Source organism: Paenibacillus sp. FSL R10-2782 (genome assembly GCF_038592985.1).
Taxonomy (GTDB): Bacteria; Bacillota; Bacilli; order Paenibacillales; family Paenibacillaceae; genus Paenibacillus; species Paenibacillus terrae_C.
The window spans coordinates 763653-783775 of sequence record NZ_CP151951.1; the positions used below are offsets into that span (position 1 = coordinate 763653).

A 20123-nucleotide genomic window follows, 5' to 3' on the forward strand; every position below is an offset into this window, starting at 1 on the left:
TAATATGAACAAGGTACCTGAGAAAGAGAAATATTTACAATAGAGAGGGGAGTAAGTGAGTGTCAAAAAAACAATTGAATGGACGCAAGCTGCAAAGTTTGCAGACTAAAAAAAATATATATAACAGTACATTAGAGCTAATGCATGAAAAGAGCCTGGAAAAAATTAAAATTGAGGATATCTGTCGAAAGGCCGGCGTGTCCGTGGGGTCATTTTATAATCATTTCAAGACTAAAAGTGATATTTTGGTGGAAATGTATGCACAGGCGGATGGCTACTTTGAATTAAAATTTAAGAATGAACCACCTTCAGAAAGTATTGCGCAGGATCTTATTCAGTATTTTGAGATTTATGCGGAATATAATCAGAATATTGGCTTAGAGACGGTGCAACAATTATATACAAGTAATAACAAGCTTTTCATTACTAAGGGTCGTGATATGCAAAATATACTTCAACAGATTATAGAGAGAGGACAAGCCGCGGGAGAGCTGGATCAAAGCATGACATCCGAAGAGGTGACGGACTACTTATTTATTGCAGCTCGTGGGGTCATGTACAACTGGTGCCTTCATGATGGCGACTCTGATTTAATTGTAAATATGCGTGAATATATGAGTCGTCTGATCACGATCTTTAAGCAAAGGAATTGATTGTATCCTAGCCGCAGAGACGGATCACTACACGCTTAAAGAAGAAGTATAAAAAGGGATGAACAGCAAGCTAATTTAATGGCTTGCTGTCCATCCCTTTTGCGTGTAAAGCAGTTTTACATGCTGCTGTGTGTCGCTCTCATGCCTTGCTGGCTGTTGTTACCGTAGTGTTGCATGTTACCGCTGCCTGCATATTGCTGCCCGGTTGCACCCATGTGTTGCGGAAAGCTTTGATTCATGTGGCTTCCCATACCATAGGATGACGGTTGCATACTGCGGGAGGCGTAGTTATCGCCAAAGCCGGGTTGAGTCATTTGACTGCTGGAGCGGATGGTGTTTTCCAACTGACTACACAATTGAATAACTTGCTGGCATTGCTGCACAGCTTGTTGGTGGTGCTGGATTGCGGTTTGGATCATTTGAGCTGCATTGCGTTCACGTTGCACAAGGCCCTCTAAATTGGAGGCATTTTGTTGCTCCTGTTGTAGCAGTTGCTGATACATGGCAGTTCCTTGCTGTGTTTGTTGTACCAATTGTTGCATAATTTGTTCACACTGACGAAGCTGCTGTTGTGGAGCCATGGTGTTGTTGTACATTGTCATCAATCTCCTTCACCGGATGGTTTTGGGTTCCAGACCCTCATATATTGTGGCGAAGGAAGACGATGATTATACGCGGATTTTGGCTACAGATTGGCTACCAGAATAGCCGTAAATTCCTCTAGGAATACACGATCTTCGTGATCAAAGCGGGCTTTTAGCGGGCTGTCAATGTCCAGCACTCCCAGCAGTTCCCCGTTCTTAATGAGGGGGATGACGATTTCGCTGTTGGAGGCCGCGTCACAGGCGATATGGCCCGGGAACGCATGGACATCCTCTACGACAAGGGTCCGTCTCTCCACTGCGGCTGTACCGCATACACCGCGTCCCAGCGGAATCCTTATACACGCGGGCTGGCCCTGAAATGGACCGAGTACAAGCTCGGTCCCATCATAGAGATAGAAGCCGCTCCAGTTAATATCCGGTAGAAAATGACCAAGCAATGCAGAAGCGTTCGCCAGATTTGCAATGGTATTGGGTTCGTCATGAATGAGTGCCCGGAGTTGTCCGAGAACCGATTCAAATTGTTCGTGACGTGTGCCTTCGTAAGGGATAGTCTGAAACATGTAGTCCACGCTCCTATCAGTGAATTTTTTTTACCATTATCTGTTGTATATATCGGCAGAAAAAGGTAATTCTGCAAGCTGCTTTTACCATTGGTTAATTAATTTAAGATATAACGATTGTATATATTCAGTCAAGAGGAAAATACATCTGTAACCTTTCTGGACCTCGTTACTTATGTGGAGAAAAGCAGGGAGTAAATACAGAGTATAGTCATCATTCATAACACAGGAGTGTTTGCGTTTGTTGGAGGGGTATGCTTAAATGTAGCGTATATTTATTGTCACTTTGATGCTGGAAGGATGATTGAACATGTGTGCATATGCATGTAAGGGGCATATACCACCGCTGGAAAGCCCGCGTCTTCGACTGCGAAAGATGGAAAGCGGGGATGCAGCTACGATGTTTGCCTGCTGGTCTGACCCGGAGGTTCACCGTTATATGAACCTTACGGGGATGTCCGGGCGTGAGGATGCGGAGGATATGATCGAGCTGTTGAATGAGCTGGCGAAGACGGAGGATGCGCTGCGCTGGGGCATAGAGCTGAAGGAGAACGGGAAGCTGGTCGGCAGCTGTGGATTTAATTATTGGCAGACCGAAGGAGCTTATAAAGCCGAAATCGGTTACGAGCTGGCTAAGCCCTATTGGAGAAAGGGCTATATGTCAGAGGCACTACGGCTGGTCCTGTCTTTCGGGTATGACACGATTCGGGTGAATCGGATGGAAGCGTTGGTGGACCCACGAAATACGGGATCCCAAGCCCTGTTGTCCTCTATGGGCTGGACGCAGGAAGGGCTGTTACGACAAGTGCAGCATACGTCTACAGGCTTTAAGGATATGCTGATGTACTCCTTGCTGCATGAAGAATGGCTCAGACTGGAGGCGAGGCGAAATGCTGTTTCAGTATAACGGAGGGTCGTCGTCGCTGCACAAGCTGGGGCCATTAAGCAAGTTGATCCTGGTGGGATGCATTAGCCTGTTGTCGATGGCATGGGAATCAACACTGCATGAAGCTGCGCTGCTGGTTGTACTGATCGTTGCGGCTTGGTTTGGGGCAGGCTTAACGTTGGCACGCCAACTCCGGGCTATGTCATTTCTAATTGGTCTGGGCATTCCGTATTTTATATTGTCTATTCTGGCGATTCGGGAAGGACATATCGTGGCAGCTTGGGGGCCGATCTGGATTACAGCGGAAGGGCTCGATATCGCAGGGGCGTTGACGCTGCGCATTTTTGTGCTGTTTTTGGCCTCATATATTTATCTATCGACAACGGATCCCCGAGATTTTGTACAGGCTTTGAATCTGCGTCTGCGTGTCCCTTATCGGTTTGCGTTCGGTATTTCGGTGGCGCTGACGTTTCTCCCCTTATTGGAAGAGGAAGGACGTACCATAATGGCAGCACGGCGTGTACGTGGACAGGAACCACCGCGTGGGCTGCGGAATCGGCTATCCTGGTGGGGCGGGTATACGGCTGCAGTGCTGGTGAATGCCGTGAGGCGGGTTCAGCAGACGGCGCTGGCGATGGAGGGCAAAGGCTTTGGAGCATATGCAGACCGGACTTATCTTCGCATGCTGGATCGTCGTCGTTCCGGCTATGTATGTGCTGTGGTTGCTGTATTAGGTACTGCTGTTTTATGGTGGAGCTTATAGGGAGCAGCCTCTTTTTTCGCCCTTATTGTCAACTTTAATAAAAAATTAAGGTTGACAATAAGGACTTGTATGAATACATTTAGAAAGTGGAAATTTATATTTGGAGAGGAGATAGAGAATTACATATGAAGGAATCTCGTATTTTTGCAAGATTTACGACGCTGGATATTGTACTGATGGCGATGCTGGCAACGTTGAATGGAGTCATGACCGTTTATTTGTCGATGATTAACAAAACATTAAACAGTCTGGGGGGCCCCATCGCCACTTCCGCCATTGTCGGGCTGTACATGATATATGGTTTGCTGGCCTATTATATTATTCGTAAGCCGGGTACGGCGGTAATTGCTTATTCATTCGGTGCAGTGGTGCAGTCCTTTATGGGCTCAGTCTACGGAATCGCTTCTATTATCGCGGCTGCGGTCTGCTATATGGTTGTGGCTGAACTGGTATTTGCTTTATTGCGCTATCGACGCTGGAATGCCGTTTCGTTGATGCTGGCAGGCGGGGCCATGGTTCCGTTGTGGTTTATCGTGGCAGCCAATATGTTCGGCTACATGTATTGGGGCTGGAAGGTGCTGGCGATTACACTGGTCGTGCGCATCCTGAGCGGCATTGTATTGTGCGGTCTGCTGACCAAGATGTTGGGTGATGCGTTGAGTCGGACAGGGCTGCTAAAACGTTTTGAGCTGGGACGCGCTTCACGTGCGGAATGAACATAGCGATTATGGTTCTGTATGTAAAATAGCCGTGTCCATGAAGGATTTTGGCTATTGGTATAATGATCAGACTGAACCCACGATACGTGGCTTGACGCTGGACATCGCGGTGGGCGAGCATGTTGCGATTGTCGGGGCCAGCGGAAGTGGAAAGTCTACGCTGTGCCAGCTTCTCCATGGAGGATTATCCCGTTCGGGTGAAGGTGAACGGACCGGGAAGCTGACCGTATACGGGCTGGACCCGGACACGGCTGACCTGGCGGCTGTCGCCTCTACCGTCGGCGTCGTGCTTCAGGACCCGGATGCCCAACTGGTGCAGGGAATCGTCGAAGACGAGCTTGCCTTCGGGCCGGAGAACCTGCGCGTGCCTCCGGCGGAAATAGCGCAGCGCCTGACGGCTGCGCTGGAGGCCGTTGGCCTTGCCCCCGAGCGCGACTCCTTCGTGCGTCGCCTCTCGGGAGGCCAGCGCCAGCGCACCGCTATCGCTGCGGTGCTGGCGCTGGAAGCGCCGCTCGTCGTGTTCGACGACGCAGCGGCGCAGCTGGACCCGCCGGCTGGACGCGACTTCGCCCTGCTATGCCGGCGGCTCCATGCCGCAGGCCGGACAGTGGTCACCGTGTCCGGCCGCATGGACGATGCCGCGCGCGCAGCGCAGCGCGTCATCGTGCTGGAGGGCGGGGCTGTGCAGCTGCAAGGCCCGCCCGAAAAGCTGCTGCGCGAGCATAGCGCGCAGTTGGCCGCCTTGGGGCTGCTGCCCTCTCCCGCAGGGAGGGGAGGCGTGCCCCAAGGGCCGGGGGCGAAGCCCGGCCTGCCGTTGCTGGAGGTGAAGGGACTGGCCTTCACCTATCCCGGCAGTAGCCGGGCAGCGTTGGCAGGCGTGAGCCTTGCCCTTGCGCCCGGCGAACGAGCCGTGCTGCTGGGCGAGAACGGCTCAGGCAAAACAACGCTCGGCAAGCTGATGATGGGCCTCCTGCCTGCACCCAAGGGGTGTATGTGGTGGGAGGGTCAGGATATGGAGAAGCTGCCGATTCATCAACTGGCCGCCGGGATCGGCTATGTGTTCCAGCAGCCGGAGCATCAGTTTGCGGCTGCAACGGTGTGGGACGAATGCTTGTACAGCGTCCGGATCAAGCTTGGATTACGGGCTGGCGAGCCGATTCCGGCTGCGTATGAGGAACGGGCACAGCGATTGCTGACAGCCGCCCGACTGGATCACAGGCTGAATGCCTCTCCGTACCTGCTGAGTGGTGGTCAAAAAAGGCTCTTAAGCGTAGCTGCGCAGTTCATTCTGCCCAAAAAGCTTTACATTTTGGATGAGCCTACGGCCGGAACGGATTATGAAGGAGCGAGCATCCTGCTTCGCATGTGCGCAGAACAGTCTGCCGAAGGTGCAGCTTTCCTGATCATCACCCACGATATGCAGTTCGCTGAAAGCTTTTCCAGCCATATTCTATACATGGAAAAGGGGCAGCTCAAGCGGGAGAGTACCGTGGAGTTATCATGAGATTACAGTTGACAAAATTAAGTATATGTAGACAATAATATATATACATCGTACAAAACAGGCGGCCTATATAGGCCGCCTGTTTACGATTATGCAGTGCGGGTAATACCAATCCTGTGCAGTCGAATTGCACAGGTGCAACCAGTTTACATAAGGAAAGGATTTGTGATTTGCTTGGGAAAAGATAAACCCATGAAGCGCGGGCTTGTGCTGACCGGTGTCCTGTTGGCCACCTTTCTGGCCGCGATTGAGGGAACCGTCATCGGTCCTGCCGGACCGACTATTGTTAGTGAACTGGGCAGTGTGAATTTACTCAGTTGGATTTTTACGGCCTATTTGCTGACGATGGCTGTAACCACACCTATTTTCGGCAAGCTTAGCGATTTATTTGGCCGCAAACCGATTTTTCTGATCGGCTGTTCATTGTTTGTACTCGGTTCTTTGCTTTGTATGCTGGCTGGTAGTATGGAGCAGCTTATTTTGTACCGGGCTATTCAAGGGATTGGAGCGGGCGGCGTGATTCCCGTTACCTTTACCATTATCGGAGATATATACAAAATGGAGGAACGCGGCAAAGTTCAGGGAATGATCAGCTCGGTATGGGGGATTTCTTCCCTAATCGGGCCTTTGCTGGGCGGTTACGTGGTCACTTATTTTGGCTGGGAATGGATTTTTGGTTTTAACGTCCCTTTTGGACTGCTTGCAATGTTCTTCATCGCTCGTTACCTGCGGGAGCAGGTAGCGAAGCGTACCGCACGTATCGACGTGCCGGGAGCTGTTACCTTTACCATCGGAATGACAGCCCTGTTGCTCGTATTGGCGCTGGGCGGACAGTATATCGGCTGGGCTTCTCCTGAATTGCTGGCCTTGGCTGCTGTTGCTATTTTATTCCTGATCCTGTTTTTGTTTATCGAGAAACGCGCTCAGGAACCGATGGTGCCGCTAAAGCTGTTTCGGATATGGGACATTGCTTTTTCCTGTGCCGCAGCACTGCTGGTGAGTTCTCTGCTGATTGGCCTGACCAGCTACCTGCCGCTTTGGATTCAAGGCGTACACGGTGGGGATGCTGCTTCGTCCGGTCTGGCACTGGCTCCGATGTCGGTAGGCTGGCTATTCGGCTCCATGATCGGAGGACGCATTTTGCTGACTCTGGGTTCGCGTCGAACCTCATTAGTGGGACTGACCCTGATTGTATTGGGTGCCTTCGTGATGACCTTGATGGGCCAAACGGCGCCGATCTGGCTGCTGTTCCTGTCTACTTTATTGTACGGATTGGGATTTGGCTTCTCCATGACCGTGTTTACGATTATTGCCCAGTCTTCGGTCGGGTTCCAGTTGCGTGGTGCATCTACAGCATTGAATACGTTCCTACGCACATTGGGGCAGACGATTGGTGTCGCAGCCTTCGGTTCATGGCTGAATTATCGCATTGCTGCCCAAACAGCAGACGGACAGCTTACACAGCAGGGGGTTACGCAAGAGGATATTAACGGTCTGCTTGCACCTCATTCTTCACAAAGTTTGAGTGGCAGGACTGCCGGCTTGCTCCGTTCTGTGCTGGAAAACAGCCTGCATTCCCTGTTCATCATCATGGTCGTTATTGCAATCGTTAGCTGGTTTGTCGTTCTCGGACTTCGGAACCGTCCACCGGGTACGGAAGAAGAAGCAAGCAAGCCTGCAAAGGCGGCACAGGGAGGAACTGCATAGGAATAAAGGAAACGTAGATCGTTTCCTTGTTACATGTGGCGCTTGCCAACAGAATGTTTATTGCTTGTATAGCGATGGCACGAGACAGGAAAATATGAATTATTGCCCATTTATTCAAGCTGAAAAGTCCGCTCCAGGTACAAAAATGGGGCGGACTTTGCTATGAATGTCGGATTATAGGAACTAAATGCTTAAAAACTGCTGATTGGATAAAACTATTTGTGATAGGGTGACAGGTTGTCAGCGCTACGGCCTAGCTTTTTGAGCAATCCGATAAGCTGATCTCTTTCGGTTTCGCTGATTCCGCTAAAAGCACGTTCAATCTGACGTGTATAGTCTGGGTAAATTTCGTCCATGACGCGTTGTCCCTCGTCCGTCAATTCCGCATATATAATCCGACGATCCTGGTCGCACGGGTGACGGTGCAAATAACCGCGGCTCTCCAGCTTGTCGATAACATAGGTGACATTTCCGCTTTGCAGTAGCAGCTTGGCTCCAATTTGCTGGATCGGCTGCGCGCCCTTGTGATATAAAACTTCCATTACGGCGAAGGCCGTTGGGTTAAAGCCCACCGTTTTGATGCCAGCAACCGCATGCTCGTTTACACTTTTGAATGACTTGCCAAACACGCTATACAAATGCATAGATTGCTGTGTCACCAGTGTCCGGTAATCTATCATCTTCATTCCGCCTTTATGTATGGATTTGGGCATCCTTTGACCGCTCGGCTTGGATGACCGGGCAACCATACCCTTGTTACTAGCATAAAGGGATTTACGTAATGAGAACATGCGATTTGTCACAGTAGCTGCTTTTTTAACTATTTAATTTCAAAGCTTTAAAGTAAATTTTTGAAAAATAAAGGTTTTGAATGTAAAAAAACCTTCCCAGATGGTTATATTAAAAAATAATAAATCTTACAGACCCCAAATAAATGCAACAGAGGAGATGAGGCACATGGATACGGGTTCTTTCCGTTTTCATTTTCGTGATCCGCAGCAGGCCGCCCAAGCCTGTGAAACATTAAAAGAAATTGGGTACACCGCCAGCACAAACGGTGACACAGGTCTGAGTGTTCATATTGAGAATCAGGATGTACTGTCTGCACTGGAGATTTGCCAAGCCTATGAGGGCAGCATGATTGAGGGGGGGGATCTCCCTTCTGATTCGGGTGACATTCCTGGCTTGCAAGGAAGTGTGTGGGTGCCAAATCCGGGTTATCGCTCGGAGGATTGGATGATTCCCGCTCACATCATCAATGAGGATTGGAGCGAAGCGTATAAGAACGGTTCCTCCCCAACGAACAGCAGCCCGACAAAGGAGCACAATGTCAGCTCCGATCAACAACCCGAAGAGGATGTAGACGGTTTTTCTGGCAGCATCCATATCTGAATTCACATGAATGAGCGTAATAACCGACCAAGTGGTGTTTTGATTTGTTTAAATCCAAAAAGGAGCTCTAATTCCGTGCACAAAAGGATTAGAGTTTTTTTAATGACAGGCTGATCAAAATGGGTGAGAACGAAATTTTTGCCGAAGTCTACGCCCCAATCCTGCTACTGAATCCTGCCTATGAAGAGGCTTATATGCCTGTTGTAGCAGGCAAAGGGAATGAGAGTCGCTTTTGTAATCTTCAAGCTATTCCCGATCTTGTGGCTAGTTGCTGCTATTTTTGCTGCTATTTTGGCAGCGGTGGGTATTTAATAAATCAAGCACAGAACCCCTGTCTTTCAGAGACAAGGGTTTCTTTTTGTGCCATTTTTTTAACATGTATGGTGCATAAGTTTACGTGGGAAATGAATAATATGGATAGCTTTTTCCTAAGGAGGAAATAAACTTGATGCTTGCTGATAACAGACTACTCATTGCTGCTCTAGGCGGTGTAAATGAAATCGGGAAAAACATGTATTTCATCCAGTACAATCAGGATATTGTCGTTATAGATTGTGGCTCCAAGTTTCCTGACGAAAATTTGCCTGGTATTGATCTCATTGTGCCGGATGTCACCTATTTACTGGAAAATAAGGACAAGGTCAGAGCGCTTATCGTGACACATGGGCATGAGGATCACATTGGAGGCATTCCTTATTTGCTGAAGCAAATAAATATTCCCGTATATGGGACAAAGCTCACCATCGAATTGATTAAGATTAAGTTAAAGGAGCATAACCTTTTACGTGATGCCAAGCTTCATCTTATAGATGCGAATTCAACCGTTCAAACTGGCACGATCCAGGCCTCCTTTTTCACCACCGTCCACAGCATCCCTGATTGCTTGGGAGTCTTTTTTCAGACACCAGAAGGAAATGTGGTTCATACCGGGGATTTCAAATTCGATATGTCTCCCGTCAGTGGACCTTTCCCAGATCTTCATCGAATGGCCGAAATTGGACAACAGGGGGTTAAAGTGCTTCTTTCCGAAAGTACAAATGCCGAAAGACCAGGCTTTACTCCTTCAGAACGCTTGGTCGGCGGGCATATTTTAGATGCATTCGCCAGAGCCAAACAGCAAGTATTTATCTCTACGTTTGCTTCCAATGTTAACCGTGTCCAACAAGTCATTGACGCGGCTGTGGAAACAGGACGCAAACTGGTTTTACTCGGACGAAGTATGATAAATGTGGTATCGGTAGCTAAGGAACTGGGCTTCTTAAGCATGCCCGAAGATCTGCTGATCGAGGCGGGTGAAACAGAGCGGTTTCCTGCAGAAGAAATCGCCATTTTATGTACAGGAAGTCAGGGCGAACCGATGGCTGCACTGTCCCGGCTAGCCAATTCGATGCATCCAAAAATCGAAATTTTGCCCGGTGATACCGTAATCATTGCCGCAGGAGCCATACCGGGGAATGAACGGAATCTTGCCCAAGTGATTGACAACCTGTACGTACTGGGCGCCAACGTTATTTATGGATCAGGCAGCAACACAGGGATGCATGTATCCGGTCATGGTAGCCAAGAAGAGTTAAAATTAATGATGACCCTGATGAAACCCCAGTATTTGATTCCCATACATGGTGAATTCAGAATGCTGTATCAGCATCGTCAGCTAGCAGAGTCTGTGGGCATTCCTATGGAGAATGTATTTATTGTCCATAACGGTGACACTATTCAAATCGAAGAGGGAAGGGCATCCATGGGGCCCAAAGTACCATCCGGCAATAGTCTGGTAGACGGGCTGGTAACAGGTGACGTAGGCAACATTGTACTGCGAGACCGCAAAAAGCTTTCTTCAGACGGAATGCTGATTATTGTGATGACGTTGAGCAAAAACGAGAAGCAAATGCTCGCAACGCCAGAGGTTATATCAAGGGGATTTGTATATGTCAGGGATTCCGAAGAGCTCATGAATCAGATTCACGACACGATCATGTCCACGGTGAACGAGTTAACAGAAATTGAAATGAGTCAGTGGGGTCTGATTAAGCAGATGTTAAAAGATGATGTTGGCCGGTTCATTTACAGTCAGACCAAGAGAAGACCCATGATTTTGCCTATCATTATTGAGGTTTAGGAAACGGGCATGGATTGTGTTCACTATGCCATTAACCAAAAAAAGACTTAAATCAGCAATGTCACTGATTTAAGTCTTTTTAATTCCCTCCTACCTCCCCAAAAAACGAGGATGCGGTGGCGGTATAGCGAAGCGGAGGATTTGAATCTGGAGAAGCAACAGCGATCGTAAGCTAGGGTCTCCACACTCCTACAGCATTTCGTTTAAAGCCGCCTGTGTTCCCGCCGTATGCCCCGTCGTAAACGCTGCGGTAATATTATAGCCGCCCGTATACCCGTGAATATCCAAAATCTCACCGCAGAAAAACAGTCCCGGCATCAGCTTGGACTCCATCGTTTTTGGATTGGTTTCCTTCAAATTTACACCGCCTCCGGTAACGAACGCCTCCTTCAGAGAGAGCGTACCGTTCACCCGAATCGGAAATGCCTTGATTCGATGGGCTAACTCCTGCCATTGCTGCTTCGGAATATGATCATACGTCAAATCCTCACGCAGCTCGGTTTGCTGGAGCAGCAGCGGAATCAGGCGTTCCGGCAAATAGGGCTTGAGCACGTTTTTAATCGCCTTTTTGGCATCGGCTGCCGCCAGCTCCAGTGTTTCCCGATAGACTTCATCAGCATGCTTGTGAGGCTGCAAATCCAGAGTCAGCAGTACCGTGCTGGTCTTGTCCTTTTTCATCCCTTTTACGACAAACTGACTGCATCGCAAGGCGGAGGGACCGGACAGGCCAAAGTGTGTAAAAATCATGTCCCCTTCGTGGGTGATTACCTTCTTTTGCTTCGCATTCCACACGGTTAGGCTGATGTCGCGCAAAGATAGACCTTGTAGCTCCTTCGTCTGGATAAACGTCTCACCTGACGTTAATGGAACCTCCGTGGGATACAGCTCGGTGATCGTATGGCCTGCTTGCTCTGCCCATGCGTAGCCGTCACCTTCCGAGCCTGTATGAGGGACGGACTTGCCGCCAACCGCTACAATCACGTTGCGGCTGCGAAGGGTTTCCCCGGAACGCAGTCTTACCCCCGCAGTACGACCTTCTTTGTATAGAACCTCCTGTACGGGGCAATTCGTCCGAATGTCGACTCCTTGAGAACGAACCTTGTTGACCAAAGCATCGACAACTGTTTTGGCCTTATCCGTCACCGGAAACATACGCCCGTTGTCTTCTTCCTTTAAGGCTATGCCCAGTTGTTCAAAAAAGGCGATGATATCCCGGTTGCCAAAAGCCGCCAGCGCACTGTGCAGAAAACGTCCATTGCCGGGGATGTGCCGGATCAGCTCGTCCAGCTCTTTTGCATTCGTGACGTTGCAGCGCCCTCCACCGGAAATACCCAGCTTTCGTCCGAGTTTATTTCCTTTTTCGAGTAAAAGCACCTTGGCGCCCTCACAACTGGCTGCTGCAGCGGCCATTAATCCGGCAGAGCCGCCTCCAATCACAATAACGTCGTATGTCATGAACCTCTTCCTTTTTGTTGAAAAATTTTTTGAAAACTCAAAATAGGATATCAGGATTTCCCCATATCGTAATACCGTTACCTTAGATACACATTATCGCTGTATTTCTGTATAAGGATATACCCTATCACAAGCTTGGGTATTCACGTAAAGACGTCATCTTCTATTAATCTATGTTTCGCAGAATTTGTCGTTCTATACCGGGATTTTAACACATATATTGTAATATATTGTAGCCTGTGCTTTAATTCAACTAACGGCGTCAAGGAAAGATGATGAGGGGGAGAAGTCCTTGTTAATTGCGTTGAAGGAAAGTATGCTTCAAGTTCTCCTTGCCGTGATGTCTGCGGGTTTTTTCTCTATATTAACGGATTATGGGGATAAGAAAAAGGTTTGGGGTGGCAATCTGCTTTCCGCATCTAATCAAAGGATCCTTTTTTGGTGCTGCTTGCCAGCCATATTGCTATGTTCGCTCTTTCAATATCAGCCTCCTTATGGCCTACCTTCCAATCTGGGGATTATCCCCCTCGCTGTTGGCATCATGTACGGCAGACGGCGCACAGCATGTATTCTTGCCGCTTCTGCGCTGGTTAGTGTTCTGATTATAGCCCAGTCTACGGCAATGTCGCCAATGTATGTGGGTACGGGTTTTATTCTTTTTCCTTTTATGCTGCTGCACGTCAAGTTTTTTCAAAGAGGAACATTATTGGACAAAAAACTTCTTATTTCTGCCTATGTTGCGGCTGATTTGCTGCTTAAAGCGATTTTCTCGCTACTGTGGGGCAAACAGGATGTTTGGGTATATGTTCCTGATCTCCTTACGACGCTTTGGAACATTGCAGCAGGTGTGCTGGCAAGCTTTTTGGTCGTCAGTCTGATGCGAAATGCCTTCGAGAAGCTGGCGTTGCGGCGGGATGTGACCGAGTTTACGAGCAAATATCTAATTGAAGCCGATAAGCTGCGTCAAGTGTTGGATCTGATGCCGTTAGCCCTGGTAACTCTGGACAGCGAGGAACGAGTTGTACATATGAACAAAACGATGCTGGAACTCTATCGGGACGTCGATCCGTTTATTACGCTTCCTGAGGTGGTGGGGCGTCCTTTGACAACGCTGTTTGGTTTAAGCACTGCACCAGTGGTCAATGAACGGGTTGCGAAGGCCCTTGAAGGAGAGGCGGGTGCTGATTTTATAAATGTGCCTCCCAAAGTATTTTTCTCAAGCTTCCTTCCCATTCATGATAAACATGTAAGCCGAACGACAGGTGTCATTATCGCCTTACAGGACATTACAGAGCTGGAGACACTGCGCAGCGAGCTGGGCAATTTCGAGAGGCTTAGTCTGGTCGGACAGATGGCGGCGGGCATTACTCATGAAATACGCAATCCGATGGCGGTTGTGCGGGGATTTTTACAGCTCATGCGCGAAAAGAGTCCCGATTCCCTCGGTCACTATTATCGTATTGTGATGGAGGAGCTGGACCGGGCGAATGGAATTATTAACGATTTTCTGTCACTTGCCCAAAACCGGATTGTCGAGAAGGAGCAATGCCATCTGCATGATATTATCCGTGAACTCACTCCTCTGCTGTGGGCAGATGCCAATCTGAGAGGACAGACGATCGAGCTGAAGCTGGAGGATCATGTCGCAATGTTGCATTTGAACTCTAAGGAAATGAAGCAATTGCTGCTCAATCTGTCGCGTAATGCGATGGAGGCTATGGGGGATAAAGGTGTGCTGACGATTTCAACGCATGAAGAGGGCGATTTTGTGGAGCTGGAAGTGAAGGACACGGGTCCCGGTATTCCGCAAAATCAGCTTGAAAAGCTGTTCCAGCCTTTTTACACGACCAAAACGAAAGGTACAGGTCTGGGCCTGGCCTTATGCCAAAGTATTGTAGAGCGTCATCACGGTACGATTGCAGTAGATTCGGTGGAGGGAATGGGAACGCAGTTTAAAGTTCGATTGCGCAGAACCATTCCAACTCACAGGGATCATTCTGAATCACCCTCCATGAATTCCATATAGAAATAATTGTACAAATATATATCTGGATTTTTGCAAATTGCGTGAAAAAGATTGTATAATAAAGATTAGATGTCCATGTCTTTCACACGGCAGAGGCTGAAATGAAGCAACATAATATACATGATTTTTCGAAAAGGAGTGAACGAATATGTCGATGTCTTTTGATCAATATATGAGAGATTCTGTTCAGCCGATGCGCGAAGAACTGACAAGTCTCGGAATTCAGGAGCTGCGTACTCCGGAAGATGTGGAGGCCAAACTGCCTGATGCCAAAGGCACAGTGCTGGTCGTTGTGAACTCGGTGTGCGGTTGTGCCGCAGGTCAATGCCGTCCGGGTGTAGCCGAAGCGCTGAAGCATGATATTACACCGGATCATCTGTACACGGTTTTTGCTGGTCAGGATAAGGAAGCAACGGCGAAGGCACGCGAATTTTTCGCACCATATCCGCCATCTTCTCCTTCGATCGCGCTGTTGAAGGACGGCGAACTGGTTCACTTCATCGAGCGTCATCAGGTGGAGGATCGTTCGGCAGACCAAATCGCTGCTGATTTAACCAGTGCATTTGACCGTTTTTGCCGGTAATACTGCTCAAGCTAGGCCCCGCATTTTTCGCTTGCGAAACTTGCCGGGGCTTTTGCATGTTGGCTTGTGAAGGAAATTCCTAAAAAAGAGGTGCTTATCTGATGAGTTTGCAGGAACAGATTATTGCTGAATTGGGAGTACAGCCTACCATTAACGTAGAGGCCGAGGTCCGCAAGCGTGTGGATTTCCTCAAGACGTATGTCACGAAAACTGGAAGCAAGGGCCTGCTAATCGCCATCAGCGGCGGGATCGACAGTGCTGTAGCGGCTGCCTTGTGCAAACAGGCTACGGATGAGCTGACGCAGGAGCAAGGCGAAGAGTACAAAACGCTTGGAGTATTTCAGCCGTATGGCAAGCAGGAAGATATCGAGCATAGCTACGCGGTAGCCAAAGCGTTTGACCTGAAATATGCAGGGGAAACGAACATTCAGGAAGCGGTGGACAAGATTGCCGTGGAGGTGGAGCATTCGTTGAAGGATATTGGTCTTGAGCGCTCCATTACTCCGCAAGTGAGAGGGAATGTAAAGGCAAGAACACGTATGGTGGTTCAGTACGCGCTTGCAAATGAGCTGAATTTGCTCGTTGTAGGTACAGATCATGCCTCGGAAGCTATCACAGGCTTTTATACCAAATGGGGTGATGGTGCCGTTGATATTACGCCGCTCAGCACGCTGAACAAGCGTCAGGTGCGTTTGCTGGCGAGCTACCTGGGAGTTCCGCAGGTCATTTTAGACAAAGCGCCTACAGCGGGATTGTGGGAAGGCCAGACGGATGAAAAAGAACTGGGTATTTCTTACGAAGCGAACAGCGACTATCTGGAAGGCAAGGAAATTGACCCGGCGGCACGTGAAAAGCTAGAAAGCTTCTTCACACGCACAGCGCATAAGCGGACAAGCATTCCAGGCATTTAAGCAGCGAACAATTATGGAATTGTAAAATAATAATGCGGCGATCCGCCCGGCGGATCGCCGTTTGTATTGACAGCAGGCTATGGCTTAATTGGTGATCCATTCCATGAAGCGGCGGGTTTCGGTAATCGCCTGATCCAGCGGAAGGCTGCTTCCCTGGAACGGATGAACGGTATTGAAGGTATGGTTGCCCCCTTGAATTTGTACCCACTCAATATCAGGACGAACTGAGGTAAGCAGGGCAGAGCCTTCACGCAGGCGTTTGGAATCCTCGGTACCTTGAATGAGTACGGCAGGCTGTTGGCTGTCTTTAAGCCTGTCCACGATGGCAAAGCGCTGGCGATTTTGCTCCAGATCCTCCAAAATAACAAGATCCAGCGGAAGCTGCTGTCCGGTTCTGGCGTTGGGTACGTAGCTGCGACCCTTGGTCCGCATTTCTTCTTTTTGCGGCAAGGTGAACAGGTCCAGGTCAGTTACGCCATTCCATGAAATGACGCCTGAAACCTCTTCCGGATGATCCAGCGCATAGATGAAGCAGCTTCCCGCACCTCGGCTGTGTCCTAACAGAAACAACGGCAGTTGTCTGAACTCGTGGCGTGCTCTCAGATTTGTCAGCAATAAGTCCAAATCCTCTTGTTCCCGGCTGTAGGTGTTCCGTGCGAACTTTTCCAGCTCGGTAAAATTCGTTAGATCCTCACCTATGCCGTTATGTGAAAAGTTGAAGGTTACGACATGGTTGTCTGTGCTCAAGGCTTCTGCTATATAGGGGAACATGCCCCAATCCTTGAAGCCCTTATAGCCATGAGCAATGACGAGCAAGCTTTTGGCTGTATTTTTGGAGGGAAACCAGGAAGCCCTGATTACCGCATCTGTACCTGCTTCCGTACCTGCTTCAATAACGAGTGATTCTGACATCCTATCCTTCCTTTCTACGGGAATTTTAAATGGGCATATAAGCTAAATCAACATTTCGCAAATAGCCTTTCTTATTTTAACATATTTTGGTGCTGATTTTACGGCTTTGCGACTCGCCATGATGTGGACACGCTGTTACAATAAGGGCAGTAAAGTATAAAAGGACGGGGAATACCCAAATGATCTACGGAATCGGACATGATGTGCTGGAAATGAGCCGGATGGCTGACATATTGGCAGGCAAGCATGCAGACGCTTTTTTAAATCGGGTGTTGACCCCGGCTGAACGCGACCTTGCTATGGAGCGAAAGGGCAGGCTGGCGGAGTTTGTAGCAGGGCGTTTTGCCGCGAAGGAAGCGATAACGAAAGCCTTCGGCTGCGGAATTGGGCAGATCATCGGGTTCGGCGATATGGATATTTTACCGGAGTCTGGGGGCAAGCCAGCGGTTTATTTGTCTGCCCCTGCGTGGCACAGACTCGGGCTACCGGGTGCGGGCGGCTCGGATTATAGCATTCACCTGAGTATTACACATCAACCCAACATTGCCTCTGCTTTTGTGATTGTTGAATATAAGGAGACGTGATGTGATGACCACCCATACATTGGAACAAAAACGTTATTTCAGCTTCGAGCTGCTGAATTGGTATACACGAAGCAAGCGGGATTTGCCGTGGCGCCGACACCGGAATCCTTTTTATATCTGGATTTCGGAAATTATGCTCCAGCAGACGCGTGTCGATACGGTGATTCCGTATTTTAACCGCTTTATTGCACGGTTTCCGACGATTGAGGCGCTGGCGGAAGCGCCCGAGGAGGATGTACTTAAGCTGTGGGAAGGGCTGGGATATTATTCCCGAGCCAGGAATTTGCAAACGGCAGCGAAACAAGTGGTTGAGCTTCACGGTGGGGAAGTACCGGATGATACGCAGGCTGTCGCCGCTCTGAAAGGCGTAGGCCCGTATACGACGGGAGCGATTATGAGCATTGCCTTCAATCGGCCGGAGCCTGCTGTGGATGGGAATGTGATGCGCGTGCTGTCGCGCTATTTCTTGATTGAAGAGGATATCATGAAGGGTAGCACGCGAGCACATATGGAAAGTCTGGTGCGGGAACTGATCCCTGAAGGGAGAGCCTCCGACTTCAATCAGGCACTAATGGAGCTGGGTGCGCTGGTCTGCACGCCGAAGTCGCCCCAGTGCCTGACCTGCTCGGTCATGGAGCATTGCTCAGGCCGATTGGCAGGCCGCGAGGAGACGCTGCCGGTCAAGACGAAGGCGAAGCCGCCGCGGCTGGAGCCGCGTTCCGTCGCCCTCATCGAGGGCAGCGGCGCGAACACAGGCCGCCTGCTCGTGCGTCAACGCCCGGCCAAGGGCCTGCTGGCCCGCATGTGGGAGCTGCCGCACGAGCTTGTCGGGCCGGAGGGCTACAACGGCCCGGTGCCGGATGAGCCAGCCATGGATCACCTGGCGGGTCATTTGCTGGCGGAGGGCGTGCTCGCCCGTCCGGTGCGGTTCGTACGTGAGGCGGAGCATACGTTCAGCCACATTCACTGGAACCTGCGTGTGTTCCAGTGTGAAGAGGTCGCCAGCCCTGCTGGAGAGGCTGGCGGACAGTCGCTGGCTGCCGAGCAGCGGGCAGGCTACAGCACCGACGGTGCGAAGCCGGGTGCGCTGCTTGCGCTGGCGGAGCAGGAGGAGTGCGCGGCGCTGCCTGCGGGGTACCGCTGGATCAGCGAGGCCGATATGGACACCTTGGCGTTTCCCAAGGTGTTCCTCGATCTAATCACCGAATATTTTGCGAAGCAAAAAGGGACCTTGGTGTAGGTCCCCAAGCTGTCGGGAGAAGTCCCGACAGCTTTTTTTGTTCTTTTTTTATTCAGCCTGACATCTCATTTAAATAACGATGCATATAGGTAATACCTATCCATAGTCGTAGCCGGGTTTTAGGCTATGCCTTTATCTACATCGCTTGTTCAAAAATGTCGATCACTTCTTGCTGCGTAGGTTGAATCGGATTGGTTACACCGCAGGCATCCTTGAGTGCGTTGGCGGCGAGAACAGCGAAATCTTCTCGCTTGACGCCGAGTTCTTCTAGCCCGGAAGGGATGTTGACCCGTTTAGCCAGCTTTTCAATGGCGTGCAGGGCTAGGCTGGCACCTTGCTCCGGTGTTACACCGTCCGTTTTTTCGCCAAGTGTACGGGCAATATCGGTGAGTCGTTCGGCGGAAGCCTTGGCGTTATAGCGCTCTACATGCGGCAGCAAAATGGCGTTACAGACCCCATGCGGCAGATTATAGAAGCCACCCAGTTGATGTGCCATGGCGTGAACAAAGCCCAATCCGGCGTTATTGAAGGCCATCCCTGCGAGGAACTCGGCGTAGGCCATTTGGCTACGAGCTTCCACATCGTTTCCGTCATCCACAGCTTTGACCAGATAATCCCGAATCAGCTCAATGGCTTTAAGCGCGCAAGCATCCGTGATCGGTGTGGCATTGGTGGAAACATAAGCTTCAATAGAGTGAGTGAGCGCATCCATCCCTGTTGCGGCAGTTAATGACTTGGGCATAGCCATCATCAGATCAGGATCATTGACGGCAATGAGTGGTGTCGTGTGCTTGTCAACAATCGCCATTTTGATATGACGCTCTTCATCCGTAATTATACAAAACATAGTCATTTCACTAGCTGTTCCTGCCGTGGTGTTAATGGCAATCAGAGGGAAGGAAGGCTTCTCGGATTTATCCACGCCTTCGTAGTCCCCGATCTGTCCGCCGTTGGAGGCCAAAAGCGCGATTCCCTTGGCACAGTCATGCGGTGACCCGCCTCCGAGCGAAATAATAAAGTCGCACCCGGATTGGTTCAACAGCTCCAAACCCTCATTTACATTTGAAACCGTGGGATTCGGTTGAGTGCCGCTGTATACGACGGATTTTACGTTTAGACTGTCTAACATGCTTGTTACCTTTTTCGCAATTCCAATATCAACTAAAGGCTTATCGGTTACGATCAATGCATTTTTAAAGCCCAATTTTCCGATTTCTGTACCTGCATCCGCCAGTGCACCCGAGCCCATAAGACTCATACCCGGCATCATGAATTTGGAGGTTCCCGTCATAAATATGCATCCACCTTTGTTATTATTTTGAGGTAAATCAAGATATAATGATGGAATAAAAGGATCTTTCAACCATCCTTATATCCTTATCATACTGCCCTATATTGGCGGGAACTAACGCATTTTATTATAAAATATCGTGATTTTTAAAAGGGAGCATTTTGCATAAATCCAGGGAGCGGCCTTCAATCAGCAATATAAAGATCGGAATGA

19 protein-coding genes and 1 pseudogene are annotated in these 20123 nt (G+C 49.5%); 14 read left to right on the forward strand and 6 right to left on the reverse strand.

Going from position 1 to position 20123, the window contains the following annotated elements; genetic code table 11:
* The first annotated feature begins 59 nt into the window (after nucleotides 1-59).
* Nucleotides 60-653 carry a TetR/AcrR family transcriptional regulator gene (locus NST83_RS03460; RefSeq protein ID WP_342416577.1) on the forward strand — a complete coding sequence of 198 codons (594 nt, stop codon included), beginning with the start codon at nucleotides 60-62 and terminating at the stop codon, nucleotides 651-653.
* A gap of 116 nt (nucleotides 654-769) precedes the next feature.
* Here the strand turns inward: NST83_RS03460 and NST83_RS03465 are convergent, their stop codons facing one another.
* Nucleotides 770-1249, reverse strand: a complete 480-nt coding sequence (locus tag NST83_RS03465; protein ID WP_137061528.1) for a hypothetical protein — start codon at nucleotides 1247-1249, stop codon at nucleotides 770-772.
* Between the two features lie 89 nt (nucleotides 1250-1338).
* Complete coding sequence (locus NST83_RS03470) at nucleotides 1339-1818, reverse strand: GAF domain-containing protein (RefSeq protein ID WP_342416578.1); 480 nt, start codon at nucleotides 1816-1818, stop codon at nucleotides 1339-1341.
* Between the two features lie 310 nt (nucleotides 1819-2128).
* Between NST83_RS03470 and NST83_RS03475 the strand changes: the two genes are divergently transcribed.
* From NST83_RS03475 to NST83_RS03500, 6 genes and pseudogenes are all read left to right on the forward strand, one after another.
* Nucleotides 2129-2725, forward strand: coding sequence for a GNAT family protein (locus tag NST83_RS03475; RefSeq protein ID WP_137061530.1), 597 nt, complete (start codon nucleotides 2129-2131; stop codon nucleotides 2723-2725).
* The gene (locus NST83_RS03480; RefSeq protein WP_342416579.1) at nucleotides 2709-3467 is read left to right on the forward strand and encodes an energy-coupling factor transporter transmembrane component T; all 759 of its coding nucleotides are present in this window, start codon (nucleotides 2709-2711) and stop codon (nucleotides 3465-3467) included. Before NST83_RS03475 ends, NST83_RS03480 begins: the two co-directional genes overlap by 17 nt.
* Before the next feature lie 125 nt (nucleotides 3468-3592).
* Nucleotides 3593-4183 carry an ECF transporter S component gene (locus NST83_RS03485; protein WP_342416580.1) on the forward strand — a complete coding sequence of 197 codons (591 nt, stop codon included), beginning with the start codon at nucleotides 3593-3595 and terminating at the stop codon, nucleotides 4181-4183.
* A gap of 40 nt (nucleotides 4184-4223) precedes the next feature.
* Nucleotides 4224-4661: pseudogene (locus NST83_RS03490) on the forward strand (ABC transporter ATP-binding protein); the annotation flags it as partial.
* Between the two features lie 132 nt (nucleotides 4662-4793).
* On the forward strand, nucleotides 4794-5690 hold the full coding sequence (locus NST83_RS03495) for an ATP-binding cassette domain-containing protein (protein ID WP_342417863.1): 897 nt from the start codon (nucleotides 4794-4796) through the stop codon (nucleotides 5688-5690).
* Between the two features lie 192 nt (nucleotides 5691-5882).
* On the forward strand, nucleotides 5883-7397 hold the full coding sequence (locus NST83_RS03500; RefSeq protein ID WP_342416581.1) for an MDR family MFS transporter: 1515 nt from the start codon (nucleotides 5883-5885) through the stop codon (nucleotides 7395-7397).
* Between the two features lie 215 nt (nucleotides 7398-7612).
* On the opposite strand, the gene NST83_RS03505 is transcribed toward NST83_RS03500, so the two are convergent.
* Nucleotides 7613-8077, reverse strand: a complete 465-nt coding sequence (locus NST83_RS03505) for a MarR family transcriptional regulator (RefSeq protein ID WP_014279758.1) — start codon at nucleotides 8075-8077, stop codon at nucleotides 7613-7615.
* A gap of 277 nt (nucleotides 8078-8354) precedes the next feature.
* Here NST83_RS03505 and NST83_RS03510 point away from each other — a divergent pair, with 277 nt between their 5' ends.
* Both NST83_RS03510 and NST83_RS03515 read left to right on the forward strand, forming a co-directional pair.
* A complete protein-coding gene (locus tag NST83_RS03510) occupies nucleotides 8355-8789 on the forward strand; it encodes a hypothetical protein (RefSeq protein WP_342416582.1) in 435 nt (144 codons plus the stop codon).
* Nucleotides 8790-9237: 448 nt separating this feature from the next.
* On the forward strand, nucleotides 9238-10908 hold the full coding sequence (locus NST83_RS03515; protein ID WP_342417864.1) for a ribonuclease J: 1671 nt from the start codon (nucleotides 9238-9240) through the stop codon (nucleotides 10906-10908).
* 189 nt (nucleotides 10909-11097) lie between these two features.
* Here NST83_RS03515 and NST83_RS03520 read toward each other — a convergent pair whose 3' ends face one another.
* Nucleotides 11098-12363, reverse strand: a complete 1266-nt coding sequence (locus NST83_RS03520) for an NAD(P)/FAD-dependent oxidoreductase (RefSeq protein ID WP_342416583.1) — start codon at nucleotides 12361-12363, stop codon at nucleotides 11098-11100.
* Between the two features lie 292 nt (nucleotides 12364-12655).
* Between NST83_RS03520 and NST83_RS03525 the strand changes: the two genes are divergently transcribed.
* From NST83_RS03525 to nadE, 3 genes are all read left to right on the forward strand, one after another.
* Nucleotides 12656-14389: an ATP-binding protein gene (locus tag NST83_RS03525; RefSeq protein ID WP_342416584.1), complete on the forward strand. Its 1734-nt coding sequence runs from the start codon at nucleotides 12656-12658 to the stop codon at nucleotides 14387-14389.
* Nucleotides 14390-14537: 148 nt separating this feature from the next.
* Nucleotides 14538-14972: a BrxA/BrxB family bacilliredoxin gene (locus NST83_RS03530; RefSeq protein ID WP_044646128.1), complete on the forward strand. Its 435-nt coding sequence runs from the start codon at nucleotides 14538-14540 to the stop codon at nucleotides 14970-14972.
* Between the two features lie 101 nt (nucleotides 14973-15073).
* On the forward strand, nucleotides 15074-15883 hold the full coding sequence (gene nadE, locus NST83_RS03535) for an ammonia-dependent NAD(+) synthetase (protein ID WP_342416585.1): 810 nt from the start codon (nucleotides 15074-15076) through the stop codon (nucleotides 15881-15883).
* An 84-nt stretch (nucleotides 15884-15967) separates the two neighbouring features.
* On the opposite strand, the gene NST83_RS03540 is transcribed toward nadE, so the two are convergent.
* A complete protein-coding gene (locus NST83_RS03540; RefSeq protein ID WP_342416586.1) occupies nucleotides 15968-16795 on the reverse strand; it encodes an alpha/beta fold hydrolase in 828 nt (275 codons plus the stop codon).
* Between the two features lie 179 nt (nucleotides 16796-16974).
* Here NST83_RS03540 and acpS point away from each other — a divergent pair, with 179 nt between their 5' ends.
* Entirely contained in the window at nucleotides 16975-17379 is a 405-nt protein-coding gene (gene acpS, locus NST83_RS03545) for a holo-ACP synthase (protein ID WP_342416587.1), read from the forward strand.
* A gap of 4 nt (nucleotides 17380-17383) precedes the next feature.
* On the forward strand, nucleotides 17384-18619 hold the full coding sequence (gene mutY / locus NST83_RS03550; protein ID WP_342417865.1) for an A/G-specific adenine glycosylase: 1236 nt from the start codon (nucleotides 17384-17386) through the stop codon (nucleotides 18617-18619).
* Between the two features lie 136 nt (nucleotides 18620-18755).
* Here the strand turns inward: mutY and yiaY are convergent, their stop codons facing one another.
* Nucleotides 18756-19910, reverse strand: coding sequence for an L-threonine dehydrogenase (gene yiaY / locus NST83_RS03555; RefSeq protein WP_137061540.1), 1155 nt, complete (start codon nucleotides 19908-19910; stop codon nucleotides 18756-18758).
* Between the last annotated feature and the right edge of the window lie 213 nt (nucleotides 19911-20123).

Excerpts from the sequence above, each read along its gene's own strand:
- NST83_RS03485 (WP_342416580.1), top strand. The coding sequence starts at position 3,593 with ATGAAGGAATCTCGTATTTTTGCAAGATTTACGACGCTGGATATTGTA.
- NST83_RS03480 (WP_342416579.1), top strand. The coding sequence starts at position 2,709 with ATGCTGTTTCAGTATAACGGAGGGTCGTCGTCGCTGCACAAGCTGGGG.
- NST83_RS03520 (WP_342416583.1), bottom strand. The coding sequence starts at position 12,363 with ATGACATACGACGTTATTGTGATTGGAGGCGGCTCTGCCGGATTAATG.
- yiaY (WP_137061540.1), bottom strand. The coding sequence starts at position 19,910 with ATGACGGGAACCTCCAAATTCATGATGCCGGGTATGAGTCTTATGGGC.
- NST83_RS03470 (WP_342416578.1), bottom strand. The coding sequence starts at position 1,818 with ATGTTTCAGACTATCCCTTACGAAGGCACACGTCACGAACAATTTGAA.
- NST83_RS03530 (WP_044646128.1), top strand. The coding sequence starts at position 14,538 with ATGTCGATGTCTTTTGATCAATATATGAGAGATTCTGTTCAGCCGATG.
- NST83_RS03540 (WP_342416586.1), bottom strand. The coding sequence starts at position 16,795 with ATGTCAGAATCACTCGTTATTGAAGCAGGTACGGAAGCAGGTACAGAT.
- NST83_RS03505 (WP_014279758.1), bottom strand. The coding sequence starts at position 8,077 with ATGATAGATTACCGGACACTGGTGACACAGCAATCTATGCATTTGTAT.
- NST83_RS03475 (WP_137061530.1), top strand. The coding sequence starts at position 2,129 with ATGTGTGCATATGCATGTAAGGGGCATATACCACCGCTGGAAAGCCCG.
- NST83_RS03465 (WP_137061528.1), bottom strand. The coding sequence starts at position 1,249 with ATGTACAACAACACCATGGCTCCACAACAGCAGCTTCGTCAGTGTGAA.
- nadE (WP_342416585.1), top strand. The coding sequence starts at position 15,074 with ATGAGTTTGCAGGAACAGATTATTGCTGAATTGGGAGTACAGCCTACC.
- NST83_RS03510 (WP_342416582.1), top strand. The coding sequence starts at position 8,355 with ATGGATACGGGTTCTTTCCGTTTTCATTTTCGTGATCCGCAGCAGGCC.
- mutY (WP_342417865.1), top strand. The coding sequence starts at position 17,384 with ATGACCACCCATACATTGGAACAAAAACGTTATTTCAGCTTCGAGCTG.
- NST83_RS03515 (WP_342417864.1), top strand. The coding sequence starts at position 9,238 with ATGCTTGCTGATAACAGACTACTCATTGCTGCTCTAGGCGGTGTAAAT.
- NST83_RS03500 (WP_342416581.1), top strand. The coding sequence starts at position 5,883 with ATGAAGCGCGGGCTTGTGCTGACCGGTGTCCTGTTGGCCACCTTTCTG.
- acpS (WP_342416587.1), top strand. The coding sequence starts at position 16,975 with ATGATCTACGGAATCGGACATGATGTGCTGGAAATGAGCCGGATGGCT.